Below are 13,628 nucleotides of genomic sequence, written 5' to 3'. Positions count from 1 at the left end.
GAGGTTAAGCGCCATAAAGTGTATGGTGGGCCGATGCCTAAGGCGGACACTTCAATCCGTCAAACGATACGGCAGCGGCGAAGTTTGAAGTGGGTACCGCATCCGGCGGCACCACTAAGCGATGATCCGTACCTTCGCGAAGCGAAACTTGACCTTTATCTTTGCCGCCAGGACGGCGTCGTGAAGCCGCCCGCTCATAAAGAGCCTCCTTTCAAGCTTGCGCTCATGCCACAGGTCCGCCCCCTCGAAAGCCGCTGCTGTCAGCGCGATATCGCCGTCCTCGAGATCATCCGTCGCCCAGAGCTCGTATCCATTTTCCGCTACAGTCCGGAGGGAATACAGCTTGCGGCTTTCGCTCGTCACGAAATTGTCCTTCACCGCACCAAAGTTGAGCAGATAGAAAGGGCCAGGAAGCCGGGTTGTCTTATCGGCTTGGTAGATTGGAAATTCGATCAATCCGCCGCTGCCGAGGTCGAAATCTTTCAACACGTCAGCAAGTCTGCCCTTCACCGCATAGAAGGTCCCAGCACAGAACAGATCGCCCACCCGCTTCCAGTTGTTTTCGGCAAATACATACATTGCCTCGGGAAAGTCGGTGCGCTCGAGCGCACCACCTGCGATGTGGCGCCGGTGGGCTTTATACACATGCTCCGGTTCGACACCGAGTTTAAATGTCGGAGGCGCCCAATCTCCGCCATAGAATTTTTCACGGATGCCTTGCTTGTCTCCGATGCTGTAGTCGGTCATGACGCTACTGACCCAGACGGTATCCGGCATGCTGCCCCCACTCGCAATCATTCATTGCCCCACCTTCGGAAAGTCGACGTGCGGCAACCCACTGAATACAATAAAAAGTTGAATGAAGGGTTAGGCTGCAGCCTATCGAGCCGGTGGAAACGATGGGTTGGTTCGCGCGTTGTCAACATATCCTGATGGTGCAAAGCACGCATTCTCGCCCTCCAGTCGGGCGGTGGGAACGCCTCGCGGAACGAGCGGATCAGGGTCTGTCTTGCCTTCGGCGAAAACCGGCTTTTATAAAAGCAAGTCTTCCCCATGCGGTTCAGCTGCCGGGAAGCAAGCCGATGGCTTTCCTTGGACTATCGGCTCAGATGGTGATGCTGGCGGGGATCGCGACCACCATGCCCGGTGTTCCGGCCGCCGAGCCGCCGCCGAGTGCGGCGCTCAATCCCTGAATGGCCTGGTCCAGGTGTGCGCCGGATTTTTGCGCTTCGCTTATGGCATTCTGATCAGCATTCTTCTGCTCACGCATGCGGCTCACGGCTTCTTCCAGCAAAGCCTTGATCTCCTGCGCCGCCGCCTTGAATTCCTCAAGCGTCTTACGATCGGCGGCCGAGGTGGTCTTCTGCTCCGTGGCGTCCTTCATCGTGTCCTGGTAGGCCTTCTGGGCAAAGGATACGCCGTCACCGTCCGTCTCTGCCGTTTCAGGCTGTGCTTTCAGTCCTACCGCTGCTTCTGTCGTGTTGGCCGTAGCCGCTCCCCCGGCGGAATTGCCGGAAACAGCGGATGCAAAGTCCTTGGCTGCAGCGCCGACTTCGCGGGCCAGATGGCCCGCCTGCCGGGCCAGGACTTCCGGATCGAAATTCCAGCGGCGCAGAAATTCCAGCTGCTTCTTGGCGTCCTCCAGCCTTTGCTTGGCCCGCGCCTTTATGTCGGCCGCATCCGTTTCGGCCGTGTCTTTCAGCATCTCAAGTGCCCGGTCCCGCGGGCTTTGAGCATCGGCCGTCACCCCGACCGACGTGGCGTTTGCCGCTGCTGTCGTATTTCGAAGGGGATAGGTTGTGGCAATGCCGCCGATCTGCATAAGATTGACCTCCAGATTGAGGCCGCACGTTGCAATCGGCAACTTGCATGGGGCTTTCGCGTAAGCGGTAAGTTGCTGAAAGGAAGCTAGTTTACCACGGTAATCCTGGCCTCTGCCTGTGTGGCGAGTGCGTTCAGGTCACGCTTCTTGCCCGCCAGGGATTCGATCGCGGCGATCGCCAGGTCCGTGACGATGTAGTCCGGCTTGTGGCCGAGATTGTGGATACGCAGCAGTGTCGAGCCGGCGATGTCCGCGTGCAGTTGCCGGGAGTGGATTTCGGGCAGGACGACACGGTCGGCATCGCCAGTGATGATCACGGTTGGGGCCTTGATTTCCTTGTAGCGTGGCGAAACCCGCTTCACGTACTCCAGCAGATTGGCGACATCGATGGCATTGTTGCGAAAGGCGGCCGGTCTGATTGCCAGATAGGCGGCGGTATCCTTGATGTAGCTGTCGGGACGCGGATTGGGTGCAAAGACATATTTGGTCGCCTTGTCGATCGAAGCAAGACCGATTGGGGGCGCTACGAGGGTGGCGAACAGCCAGCCGAGCACCGGCGTTCTAGTGACGTTGTAATACCATTCGATACCGCCGGGCCACGGGTGAGTCGCCGGGGATAGAAACAGAAGGCCCGCCACCATGTCCTTGTGGTTCAAGGCAAAGGTCGCGGCAATCGCGCCGCCGAAGGAATGGCTGACGATGATGGCCTTCTTGATGCCGCGCTTTTTCATCAGGGCAGCGATGGCATCGGCCTGACCATCGGGATGGGCGTTCTGTGGCCCGCCGCGGTCGGAAAAGCCGAGGCCAGGGCGATCGAGAAACAGCATGCCGGCGCGACCTTCCAGCTTGCTGCGGAACGCGACCATCGGGTCGCGCAGATTGGCGCTTGCCCCATGGATGAACACGAGGGTGGGCAAATCCGCGTTTTTCGGGCGCGGTATGTAGACGCTGTTCATCCGGTAGCCGCCGACATCGATACGCTCGCCGGTATTCGGATTATCGCGTTCGAAGGCTGAAGCCTGATAGGAACTGAAGCCGAACCCGGTGGCGAGGGCGGCTAGGAACAGGGATGCGATGAACAGCATGACTTTCCTGAAGACGAAATTCATCAATCACTCTTCCGCGTGCTGGCCAATCGGCAGGATGGGCCGGTTATTGTCCGATACGAGGAAGGGGGCGCTACGGTTTCGCTGGGCGGGCGGAATTATGTGCGGTTGCCGGCAAGTTTTTCTTCCAGTTCGCCAAGCTGTTCCTGCGCCTTGCGGTCGGCCGGGTAGATATCGAGGAACTGTTCCCAGGCACGCAGCGCCAGTTCATCCTGTCCGGACGATGTCAGGATGGCGGCCATGCCGGCCAGCGCGCCGAAATGACGAGGTTCGATTGCCAGAACCCGATTGATGTCGGACATCGACTTACGGTAATTGCCCATCTGGTAATGCAGCGTAGCCCGCTGGTTCCAGCCTTCGACATAGTTCGGAGAGAGGGTAATGACCTGGTCGAAAATATCCAGCGCCGTTGCCTGCCGGTTGGTTTCGACGGCTTTGGAAGCCCATTGCATCAGGAGGTTGATGGTGGCGCTGCCGGAATCCTGCCACTCCACGCGAATCCGGTTGGAAATCTCGCGCGCCTTGTCCTGATCGCGTTCCCGCTTCAGTTCTGCAAAAAGGGTGTCGATCCGCTGCTTGGGTGTCGCCAGTTCAGACGTCACCGAGGCCTGTGCCGCGTCAGCTGCAAAGGCGGGCAGGGGACTGGTGGCTGTTGCCGCCAGAATGCTACCGAGAATCAAAAATGAAGACATGAGTTTAACCATGGCAGATAAGGTAGTCCGCCATGGCCGAAGATCAAATCAAATTTGAGACATCAAACTGATGAACCGCCTGGGACGCCAACTTTGTTGAAAGCAAGCGTACCCGAGCGCACTCAATCCATGCGTGGCCGTTCCGAAAGCACAAACTTCCGGCGCGCACGATGGATCAGCCCTGACGGGCCTTGAAGCGCGGGTTCAGCTTGTTGATGATGTAGACGCGACCCTTGCGGCGAACCAGACGGTTTTCGCGGTGACGGGCCTTCAGCGACTTAAGCGAATTTTTGATCTTCATTTTTCTGATCCGCAGTTTCGGCGGTTTTGAGTGCGCCGGTCTTTAACAATCAAAAGCGCGCTTGCAGACCGTTAAGGCCGAGCGCGCTCTTAGGGTGGCAGGCAAATAACCCGGCATCGTAAAAGTGTCAACCGCAGAGAGCCTGTTTTCGCAGCGGTTGGCGGCTTTTCTGTGGGTTAAACCCTCAGGCAAGCCAGGTGACGTGCCCCATCTTGCGCCCCGGCCGCGCCTCTGTCTTGCCATAGAGGTGGACGAGTGTGTTGGGCTTGGCAAGCCAGGCCGGCAGGTCGTTGATATCGTCACCGATCAGATTCTGCATCACGCAATCGGAGTGGCGGGCGCCGTCCGACAGGGCCAGCCCGGTGACTGCACGGATATGTTGCTCGAACTGCGAAACCACGCAGGCAGCCTCCGTCCAATGGCCGGAATTGTGAACGCGTGGGGCAATCTCGTTGACGATCAGGCTGCCATCCGCCAGCACGAAGAACTCGACGCCGATGACGCCGACATAACCGAGGGCGGTGAGGATAGCCGCGGCTGCAAGGCGGGCAGCCTCTGCCGTTGTCTCGTTGATCGAGGCAGGAACGGTCGATGTATGCAGAATGCCGTTGCGGTGGATGTTTTCGGCCGGGTCGTAGCAGGCGATGGTGCCATCGGTGCCGCGGGCGGCGATGATCGAGATTTCCCGCTGGAACGCAACGAAGCTCTCCAGAATCATTGGAACGTCGCCCAGTGCGGCGTAAGCGCCCGTGGCGTCGTCGCTGGCGCCCTTAAAGACACGCTGGCCCTTGCCGTCATAACCGAGACGGCGGGTTTTGAGGACGCCCTGGCCGGAGAAATCGGCGAGCGCCTGCTCGAGCTGTTCCTGGCTGTCGATGGCGTGGAATCGGGCGGTCTCGATGCCGCAACCATTGAGGAACTGTTTTTCGCTGACACGGTCCTGGGAAACGGCCAGAGCCTTCGGCGGCGGATAGACCGGAAGCGTCTGCGCCAGCATTTCGGCGGCGCCGACGGGAACGTTCTCGAATTCGTAGGTGACGACGTTACATTCAGCTGCCAGCTGTTTCAGTGCTGCCGGGTCGTCATAGGCCGCGACAATCTGGCCATTGGCGACCTGCGCGGCCGGACAGTCGATCTGGGGCTCCAGAATGATGGTGCGGAAATTCAGCCGGGCCGCGGCCATGGCCAGCATGCGGCCGAGCTGGCCGCCGCCGATGATGCCGACCGTCTTCATGCCTGGTCCACAGGGTATTCGGCGACGGAAGCGCTCTGTTGTTCGCGCCAGTCATCCAGCCGGTCGGCAAGGTCGGGGTCGCTCAGCGCCAGAACCGCGGCGGCAAGAAGGGCGGCATTGACGGCGCCGGCGCGGCCGATCGCCAGTGTGCCGACGGGAATGCCGGCCGGCATCTGGACGATGGAGAGCAGGCTGTCCTGGCCGGAAAGCGCCTTGGACTGGACGGGAACGCCGAAGACGGGAAGGGGCGTCATTGCTGCGGTCATGCCGGGCAGGTGGGCAGCACCGCCGGCGCCGGCGATGATGACCTTGAAGCCTTCGTCGCGCGCGCCTCTGGCGAAGTTGATCAGCCTGTCGACCGTGCGATGTGCCGAAACGATGCGGGCATCATAGGCGATGTCGAGGGCGTCAAGCGTGTCGGCGGCATTCTTCATGGTTTCCCAGTCGGACTGGCTGCCCATGATAATGGCGACGGGCGGAGTTGCAGCTTTCGTCACGTTGTTCGTTCCGCTTTGTTACAGGGCCGAAGGTCTGGCCGGAGCGTTTGCAGCGTATCCTGGCCGGACACGCACGGCTTTACGCGATGATATCAGGAATGATCAGGTCTTCGATCTTGGTGATCTTGTCCTTGATGACCAGTTTCTTCTTCTTCATCCGCTGGATGCGCAGGGCATCACAGCCCGTCTGGATCATGGCGTTGATAGCAACATCATAATCCTCATGTTCCTGCCTCAGCCGCGCTACGCTCAGTCTGAGTTCGGCCTGATCCTGATCTGGCATGCAATGTTCCCCATAAATCGAGCGTCGCTCTAGCACAGAATTGTTGGTAACGGGAAGTTATCCTTCGCCACGATTTCGCCTTCGACAAATGAAAAATAGCATGGCACACTATCTCGGTTAATACGTGGAACACCCGGCATCTACCGATCGGGTGCAAGCAAAAGGAAGGGACTGCCACATGACCATTGAGGCTCATCTTGCAACGCTTGAGAAAAAACATGGTGTTTTGGAGCAGGAGCTCCATTCGGCCCTGACACAGCCGTCTGTCCAGGATCAGCACATTGCTGACATCAAGCGTCGGAAGCTGCGCTTGAAGGACGAAATTGAGAAGATTCGTTCTTCAACTCACTGATTATATTTAGCAATCTCATTCATCGGGAGACTCTTGTTCCAGCGCATATGTTGAACCCCGGAAAGCCAACTTTGAGGACCGGCTTCAAGCGCTGTTGATACGTGGACTTGTTGATGCGGACATGACGTTCCCCAAAAGCCCGCAAGTATTGAGTTTCCCGATGACTGGCCTTTGGCGGCCGAAACCTCTCACGACCAGAACTGATCCAGCCAGAGATTGACCCGGTCAAAGCCCGGCTTGTTGATCGCATAAATCCGCTTCGTACCGCTGGCCGATACGGAAACCAGATTTGAATCCAAAAGTGCCTTCAGATGCTGCGATACGGCGGGGCGGCTGATCGGCAATCCTTCGGCCAATTCGTTCACGGTCCGCGGCGCGCGCCGCAATTCCTCCAGCAGATACCGCCGGTTGGGGTCCGAGATCGCATCGAAGGGATCAGCCTGTGACATAAGCAAAAGCTAGGAGAAATCAGGACGCCCGGCAAGTAAATTGTGCGGTGCGGTAGAGAAATTTTGCCTTGCGGTATGCAATCGCCGCGTGCCGAACCCGGGCAGTTGCCTCCGACATGCCGGGGCCGGTGCCGCCGGGCGTTCAGGACCCTGCAACAAGCGCGATAATTCCGTCGTAGACGAGCTTGGAGCCGGCCAGAAATGCCATCGTGTACATGAACGGATAAAATACCTGCGGCTGCATCCGCCGGACAACCCAGGCGCCCGCCATGGTGGCCAGCATGGCCAGCGGAAACAGCGTCAGCGACGTGGTCAGATTGCTGAGATCGAGCTGCCCGAGCGCGAAATAGGGAATGAGCTTGACGGCGTTGAGGATGGCAAAGAACCGGACGATCGTGCCGGTATACACGCGCGGCGGCAGTTTCAGCGGCAGGGTGTAGATCTGGAACGGTGGGCCGCCTGCATGGGCGACGAAGCTGCCGTAACCGGCGAGGCCGCCAAAAAACGTAGCCTGAACCGGTCTTTGCGGCTTGGCGGGCGTGATGATGCCGCGTCGCGCGCGCCAGAGATTGTAGACGTAGCGCAAGACGAAAAGAACGGTAATCACCCCGATGATCAGCCTGAGCGCATCGCGCGGAACATACGCGGCTGTGGCCCAGCCGATGACGATGCCGACGAGGGCGCCCGGCAGGAGGATCTTGAGCGTCGTCATGTCGCCATGCTTTCGCCATGTCCAGAGCGCTACCAGGTCCATGGCAATCAGGATCGGCAAAAGAAGTGCCGCCGCCTGTACCGGCGAGACGGCCAGCGATAGAAGCGGCACGCCCATCAGCGAAAGTGCTTCTCCCATGCCGCCCTTGCTGAAGCCGACGAGCAGCACTGCGGGAATGGCAATGGCATAGAATTGGAAATCAGGAAGCATGGGTATCGGTTGATCCTTTTGCCGCTAGGGTCTATCGCTTTTGCAGATTGAAATCGAGTAGGGGTGACGCGCGGGTGCGTATTTCACCGGGAATAGAGATATTATGAGCAATACAGATAATCGCTGCCGCCTCGTCCTCATCGTGCCGGATATCGCCGATATCGACAGCCGGGCGCACATTTTGGGCGATGCGCTGCGCGGTGGCGATGTCGGCTCCGTGATCGTGCCACAATACGGCCTGGACGATCATACGTTCCAGAAGCACGCCGAAGTGCTGGTTCCTGTCATCCAGAAAGCGGGCGCGGCAGCGTTGATTGCGGGCGATACACGCGTTGCTGGCCGTGCCAAGGCTGACGGCCTGCATGTGACAGGCAATGCCGCGGAACTGGCGGAGACAGTGGAAAAATTCACACCCAAGCTGATCGTCGGCGGCGGCAATGCCGCCGATCGGCACCATGCACTGGAAATGGGTGAAATTCGCCCAGACTATGTGTTCTTCGGCAAGATCGATGGCGATATCAAGCCGGAAGCGCATCCGAAGAATGTGGCGCTGGCCGAATGGTGGGCCTCGATGATCGAAATTCCCTGCATCGTCATGGGCGGCACGGATCCGGAATCGGTGCTGGCCGTTGCCGAAAGCGGCGCCGAATTCGTCGCCTTGCGGCTGGCCGTGTTTGCGGCGCCCGAACAGGCCCGGGCCATCGTTGCAAGCGTCAATGCGCTTCTTGACGAAAAAGCGCCACGGTTTGAAGCTTAAGACATTTGCATGTTGATCCGTCGTTCTCCATCGCTGCGCCGAATTCCTCTCTTTTTGCTGGGAGTTGCCCTTCTGGCTGCGCCGTCCGGCCTTCGTGCCGACGACGCGCTGCCGGGTGTCAACGATGCTGCGCCTGTTGTCGCGCAAGACGAAAATGACGAGGGTGTGGTTGCCAAGCGCGGCCGCATCACGCCGTTCAATGGGGCTGCGTTGCCGGAGGGCGAAATCCCCGCCTTGCAATCTCCCGAGGAAGCCAAAAAGGCCGATGATGCGGCGAAAAAGGACGATGCGCAAAAGCTTGAGCCTTCTTCCGGTGTCAACGTGCTGGAGCGGATGGGCGCCGAACTGCCGGCCCTGCCGCAGGAAAAGCCGTTCGAGGGCAAGGCCGACGATGCCTATGGCGCCTTCCAGCGCGGCTATTACCTGACGGCGATGGAAATGGCTCTGCCGCGCGCCCAGCTTGGCGATGCGGCGGCGCAGACGTTGGTCGCGGAAATTTTCTCGCAAGGGCTCGGCGTTGCCCGCAACAAAAAGGACGCGGCGTTCTGGTATGGCCAGGCGGCTAACTCCGGCGATCCGGCGGCGATGTTCAAATACGCGCTGCTGTTGATGGAAGGCCGCGATGTGACGCGCGACAAGAAGAGGTCGGAAGAGCTGATGAAGAAGGCGGCCGATCTCGGCAATTCTTCGGCACAGTTCAACTATGGCCAGTTGCTTGTCGCCGACATGCCCGGCGAAAAGGGCCTGAAGGCCGCGTTACCGTATTATGAGAAGTCGGCCGAACAGGGCATTGCCGATGCGCAATATGCGCTGTCGCAGATCTATCTCAATGTCGATGGCATCGATGACAACAAGCGGGCGACGGCACGCGACTGGTTGCTCAGGGCCGCGAAGGCCGGGTTCGATACCGCCCAGCTCGATCTTGCCATCTGGATGGTCGATGGCATCGGCGGCGACCGCAACCTCGAGGAAGGCTTCAAGTGGATGTCGCGCGCCGCCGGAGGCGGCAACGTCGTGGCGCAGAACAAGCTGTCGCATCTCTATATCAATGCGATCGGCACGCGGCCCAACCCGGTCGAGGCTGCGAAATGGTATGTCTTGTCGCGCCGGGCAGGGTTGAAAGACGCTGCTCTTGAGGATTTCTACCTGGGGCTCACGGACGAGCAGCAGAAGGCGGCGCTGAGCGCTGCCAACAAATACCGGTCGTCCTGATCCTGTTTTTGCGCCAAGACTTGAACTTTCGGGGGTTTTGTGGTCTTGAAGCGCCGGATTGGCTGGCCGTAGGGGCGGCTTTCAGTTCTTTAGGGAATGCTCCCCATGAAAATCAATGGTAATGAAATTCGCCCCGGCAGCGTGGTCGAGCACAATGGTGGCCTCTGGGCTGCCGTGAAGTGCAACACCGTCAAGCCCGGCAAGGGTGGCGCTTTCAATCAGGTGGAACTGAAGAACCTGATCGATGGCACCAAGCTCAACGAGCGTTTTCGCTCGTCGGAAACCGTTGAACTGGTCACTCTTGAACTGAAAGACTTCCAGTTCCTCTATGAGCAGGGTGATGCGCTGGTGTTCATGGACAATGAGAGCTATGAACAGCTGGAATTGCAGAAGGATTTTGTCGGCGATCGCGCCACCTTCCTGCAGGACGGCATGATGGTGACGGTGAAGCTTTACGACGAGAAGCCGATCGGTATCTCGCTGCCGGACCAGGTGGTCCTGACGATCGCGGAAGCGGATCCGGTGGTGAAGGGACAGACGGCGGCGTCCTCCTACAAGCCGGCGATCATGGAAAATGGCGTTCGCGTCATGGTTCCGCCGTTCGTCGAGACCGGAGAGCGCATTCTGGTCGATACCAATGAAATTACCTATCTCCGCCGCGCGGACTGATCCGCAGCGGCATATCTGAATTTTTCCGGCCGTTCCTGCGGCCGGTTTTCTGTTTCGAAGGAAAGCCAAAATGGCACGCTCAGCTCTTCTCAATGTCATGGTTCAGGCCGCGTTCAAGGCCGGCAAGTCCCTGGCGCGCGATTTCGGCGAAGTGCAGAACCTGCAGGTCTCGCTGAAAGGCCCAGGCGATTACGTTTCGCAGGCCGACCGCAAGGCGGAAAAGCTGCTCCGCGAAGAGCTTTTGAAGGCTCGCCCGACCTATGGTTTCCTCGGCGAGGAAAGCGAAGAAATCGCCGGCACCGATGGCGCGCATCGCTGGATCGTCGATCCGCTGGATGGAACGACCAATTTCCTGCACGGCATTCCGCATTTCGCCATTTCGGTGGCATTGGAGCGCCAGGGGGAAGTTGTCGCGGCTGTCGTCCTCAATCCGGCGACCGACGAACTTTACACGGCTGAACGTGGCGGCGGAGCCTTCCTCAACGACCGCCGTCTGCGCGTTTCCGCCCGCAAGAACCTCTCGGATGCCGTCATCGGCACCGGCACCCCGCATCTGGGCGTGGCCAATCACGGCACCTATCTGGTCGAGCTGCGCCATGTCATGGGCGAAGTTGCCGGCGTGCGCCGCATGGGAGCCGCTGCGCTTGACCTCGCTTACGTCGCGGCTGGCCGGTTCGATGGTTTCTGGGAACGCGGCCTGATGCCGTGGGATCTGGCCGCGGGCATCCTGTTGATTCGTGAAGCCGGCGGCTGGGTCGCCGATATCGACGGCGGCAACAAGCCGATGGATGATGGCTCGATCGTTGCGGGCAACGAATATATCCGCAAGGCGCTGCACGATGTGCTGCACCGCCCCATTCCGGGCAAGTAAGCCAGCAATAACCTGAGCGGGCGGCTGTTTTCGTCCCGTTGATGTTGCCCGTTGTTCCCTTTCGGCTTGGCGAAAAGTCCGGCCACGGCAACGCGCGTCATTCGTGACGCGCGAAGGCCACTGTAGTGCTTTAAATTTGCAGCCTAATTTTTCCTTAAATCGATTCCGATTTGAGGAATTATGCAGTAGTCTCCGCCCAGCGCCGCCCTACCTGTTGGATAATGGCAAGGCCGCAGCACTGGCAAACCGGAGAGTAGAGCCCCATGGCGAAATTGGAACTGTCGGGATGGGATGCCGGCGGAGATTTGAACGAGGGGTATAATCCCAACAAGCTGTCGAGCCCGATGGTCTTCTTCTGGACCATGGTGATCTTCCTGATCATTGTGGGCTTCCTTGGGGCTATCCTGTTTCGCCAGGCACAGGCGGCTTTTCTCAGCAATCCCGGCTTGAATGGTCTGATTTTCGGCGTTCTCCTGATCGGTATCCTGCTGGTTTTCAATCACGTTTTCAGCCTGCGGCCGGAAGTTCGCTGGTTCAATTCGTTCCGCGCAGCCGGCAGCGCCGAGAAGGTGGGCCGCGATCCGGTGCTTCTGGCGCCGATGCGGGCATTGATCGGCCAGCGCCATTCGATGTCGATCTCGACAACCGCGCTGCGCTCCATCCTCGATTCGATTGCGACCCGGCTGGACGAATCGCGCGATACCTCGCGCTACCTGATCGGGCTTCTGGTCTTCCTCGGCCTGCTCGGGACCTTCTGGGGCCTGCTCGGCACAATCGGTTCGATCAACACCGTCATCCAGTCTCTGGATGCAGGAACAGGAAGTACAGAAGACGTCCTGGCCGCACTGAAGACCGGCCTGTCCGCACCTTTGACCGGCATGGGTACGGCATTTTCGACATCGCTCTTCGGTCTGTCGGGTTCTCTTATCCTTGGCTTTCTCGATCTGCAGGCGGGTAGGGCGCAGAACCGGTTTTATACCGAACTTGAAAACTGGCTGTCCTCCGTGACGGACGTCAGTTCCGATCAGATGGTTGCGCCCGGCAGGCAGACGGCTGCGCCGGTGGACGAACTGCGTCAACTGACCGAGCAACTGGCCCGGCTGAACCAGGATGGCGGCATGAACCAGCGCACGACGGCTGCGATGGCCAGCCTTGCAGAGGGCATTCAAGGGTTGGTCAAGAATATGCGCGGCGAGCAGCAGATGCTGCGCGACTGGATCGAGGCACAGCAGGAGGAAGCCAAGTCGATGCGCAAGACGCTCGACAAGCTCTCGGCCCGCATCGGCCAGGCAGACAGGATCCCGGCGCATCCAGACAGAGCACCGTCCAAGCTTGCCCGCGTTGAAGACGGCGGAGGTAATGACTGATGGCATTGGCGCGTAAGGGCCGCAGCCAGAGGACTGTCGATTACTGGCCTGGTTTTGTCGATGCTTTGTCGACGCTGCTCTTGTCCATCATGTTCCTGCTCTGCGTCTTCGTGCTCGGGCAGTTTCTGCTCAGCCGCGAAATCAGCGGCAAGGATGATGTGCTCAACCGGTTGAACAGCCAGATCAACGAACTAACCCAGCTTCTGGCGCTGGAAAAGGGCGGCAAGCAGGATCTTGAGGATTCACTGGCCAATCTGCAGGCTTCGCTGGCGACGTCCGAGGGCGAGCGCTCGCGGCTGCAGGCGCTGCTGCAACAGGGGGCAGGCAGTTCCGACAGCGCAAACCAGCAGATTGGCGACCTGACGGGCAAGCTCGATGCTGAAAAGCAGGTGAGCACAAGGGCGATGAACCAGATCGACCTGCTGAACCAGCAGATCGCCGCGTTGCGCAGTCAGATCGCTGCCATCGAAGGCGCGCTGCAGGCCTCAGAAGCCAAGGACAATGCCTCGCAGACAAAGATCGCCGATCTCGGCCGCCGCCTGAACGTGGCGCTGGCGCAGCGCGTGCAGGAACTCAACCGTTATCGTTCCGATTTCTTCGGCCGTCTGCGCGAAATCCTCTCCGACCGCGAAAATATCCGTATTGTCGGCGACCGTTTCGTCTTCCAGTCGGAGGTTCTGTTTCCGTCCGGCGGCAATGAGTTGAACCCGGCTGGACAGGAGGAGATGGCCAAGCTTGCCTCAGCGCTGCTTGATCTCGCCAAGGAAATTCCCTCCGAGATCAACTGGGTGCTTCGCGTCGATGGCCATACCGACAATGTGCCGCTGTCCGGCTCCGGGCGCTATGCCGACAACTGGGAGCTTTCCTCGGCGCGCGCGACATCGGTCGTCAAATTCCTGATTTCCAAGGGTGTTCCGGCCGATCGGCTGGTTGCTGCGGGCTTTGGCGAGTTTCAGCCGATTGCCGAGGGCGACACGCCCGAAGCTCGGTCACAGAACCGCCGTATCGAGTTGAAGCTCACCGAGAAGTAGCGGATGCCGCCGCGGTTTGGCGCGGCGGTCCATCATTCTTTGCCATGGATTTTCCGGTCGTGT

The 13,628-nt window shown here is 59.5% G+C and carries 17 protein-coding genes; 7 read left to right on the top strand and 10 right to left on the bottom strand.

What is annotated here, in order from left to right:
- Positions 1-114 precede the first annotated feature (114 nt).
- The 8 genes from ASC96_RS29065 to ASC96_RS29030 form a co-directional block, all read right to left on the bottom strand.
- Positions 115-777 carry a hypothetical protein gene (locus ASC96_RS29065; protein WP_060506517.1) on the bottom strand — a complete coding sequence of 221 codons (663 nt, stop codon included), beginning with the start codon at positions 775-777 and terminating at the stop codon, positions 115-117.
- A 328-nt stretch (positions 778-1,105) separates the two neighbouring features.
- Positions 1,106-1,822, bottom strand: coding sequence for a hypothetical protein (locus tag ASC96_RS29060; protein ID WP_060506516.1), 717 nt, complete (start codon positions 1,820-1,822; stop codon positions 1,106-1,108).
- Positions 1,823-1,908: 86 nt separating this feature from the next.
- A complete protein-coding gene (locus ASC96_RS29055; RefSeq protein WP_060506606.1) occupies positions 1,909-2,907 on the bottom strand; it encodes an alpha/beta hydrolase in 999 nt (332 codons plus the stop codon).
- A gap of 119 nt (positions 2,908-3,026) precedes the next feature.
- Positions 3,027-3,620, bottom strand: a complete 594-nt coding sequence (locus ASC96_RS29050) for a hypothetical protein (protein WP_112834516.1) — start codon at positions 3,618-3,620, stop codon at positions 3,027-3,029.
- Positions 3,621-3,795: 175 nt separating this feature from the next.
- Positions 3,796-3,921, bottom strand: coding sequence for a type B 50S ribosomal protein L36 (gene ykgO / locus ASC96_RS29045; RefSeq protein WP_034855034.1), 126 nt, complete (start codon positions 3,919-3,921; stop codon positions 3,796-3,798).
- A gap of 184 nt (positions 3,922-4,105) precedes the next feature.
- Complete coding sequence (locus ASC96_RS29040; protein ID WP_060506514.1) at positions 4,106-5,155, bottom strand: 5-(carboxyamino)imidazole ribonucleotide synthase; 1,050 nt, start codon at positions 5,153-5,155, stop codon at positions 4,106-4,108.
- Positions 5,152-5,616 (bottom strand): 5-(carboxyamino)imidazole ribonucleotide mutase, encoded by a 465-nt coding sequence (purE, locus tag ASC96_RS29035; protein WP_060506513.1) that lies wholly within the window; start codon positions 5,614-5,616, stop codon positions 5,152-5,154. Before purE ends, ASC96_RS29040 begins: the two co-directional genes overlap by 4 nt.
- A 115-nt stretch (positions 5,617-5,731) precedes the next feature.
- Positions 5,732-5,935 (bottom strand): YdcH family protein, encoded by a 204-nt coding sequence (locus tag ASC96_RS29030; protein ID WP_037099988.1) that lies wholly within the window; start codon positions 5,933-5,935, stop codon positions 5,732-5,734.
- 178 nt (positions 5,936-6,113) lie between these two features.
- Here ASC96_RS29030 and ASC96_RS32320 point away from each other — a divergent pair, with 178 nt between their 5' ends.
- Complete coding sequence (locus ASC96_RS32320) at positions 6,114-6,287, top strand: DUF465 domain-containing protein (RefSeq protein WP_037099985.1); 174 nt, start codon at positions 6,114-6,116, stop codon at positions 6,285-6,287.
- Positions 6,288-6,475: 188 nt separating this feature from the next.
- Here ASC96_RS32320 and ASC96_RS29025 read toward each other — a convergent pair whose 3' ends face one another.
- Both ASC96_RS29025 and ASC96_RS29020 read right to left on the bottom strand, forming a co-directional pair.
- Positions 6,476-6,736, bottom strand: coding sequence for a metalloregulator ArsR/SmtB family transcription factor (locus ASC96_RS29025; RefSeq protein ID WP_060506512.1), 261 nt, complete (start codon positions 6,734-6,736; stop codon positions 6,476-6,478).
- A 142-nt stretch (positions 6,737-6,878) separates the two neighbouring features.
- The gene (locus ASC96_RS29020; protein WP_060506511.1) at positions 6,879-7,658 is read right to left on the bottom strand and encodes a sulfite exporter TauE/SafE family protein; all 780 of its coding nucleotides are present in this window, start codon (positions 7,656-7,658) and stop codon (positions 6,879-6,881) included.
- A 103-nt stretch (positions 7,659-7,761) separates the two neighbouring features.
- Here ASC96_RS29020 and ASC96_RS29015 point away from each other — a divergent pair, with 103 nt between their 5' ends.
- From ASC96_RS29015 to ASC96_RS28990, 6 genes are all read left to right on the top strand, one after another.
- Complete coding sequence (locus ASC96_RS29015) at positions 7,762-8,415, top strand: thiamine phosphate synthase (RefSeq protein ID WP_060506510.1); 654 nt, start codon at positions 7,762-7,764, stop codon at positions 8,413-8,415.
- 9 nt (positions 8,416-8,424) lie between these two features.
- Positions 8,425-9,627, top strand: coding sequence for a tetratricopeptide repeat protein (locus tag ASC96_RS29010; RefSeq protein WP_082512307.1), 1,203 nt, complete (start codon positions 8,425-8,427; stop codon positions 9,625-9,627).
- Positions 9,628-9,732: 105 nt separating this feature from the next.
- Positions 9,733-10,296: an elongation factor P gene (efp, locus tag ASC96_RS29005; protein ID WP_037099974.1), complete on the top strand. Its 564-nt coding sequence runs from the start codon at positions 9,733-9,735 to the stop codon at positions 10,294-10,296.
- Between the two features lie 70 nt (positions 10,297-10,366).
- A complete protein-coding gene (locus ASC96_RS29000) occupies positions 10,367-11,167 on the top strand; it encodes an inositol monophosphatase family protein (RefSeq protein ID WP_060506509.1) in 801 nt (266 codons plus the stop codon).
- 263 nt (positions 11,168-11,430) lie between these two features.
- A complete protein-coding gene (locus tag ASC96_RS28995; protein WP_060506508.1) occupies positions 11,431-12,534 on the top strand; it encodes a MotA/TolQ/ExbB proton channel family protein in 1,104 nt (367 codons plus the stop codon).
- Positions 12,534-13,565, top strand: a complete 1,032-nt coding sequence (locus ASC96_RS28990) for a peptidoglycan -binding protein (RefSeq protein ID WP_060506507.1) — start codon at positions 12,534-12,536, stop codon at positions 13,563-13,565. The genes ASC96_RS28995 and ASC96_RS28990 overlap by 1 nt, the downstream gene beginning before the upstream one ends.
- Positions 13,566-13,628: the final 63 nt, after the last annotated feature.

It is taken from the genome of Rhizobium sp. Root1204, from assembly GCF_001424965.1.
GTDB lineage: Bacteria > Pseudomonadota > Alphaproteobacteria > Rhizobiales > Rhizobiaceae > Pararhizobium.
This window is presented reverse-complemented; position numbering and strand designations above follow the sequence as displayed.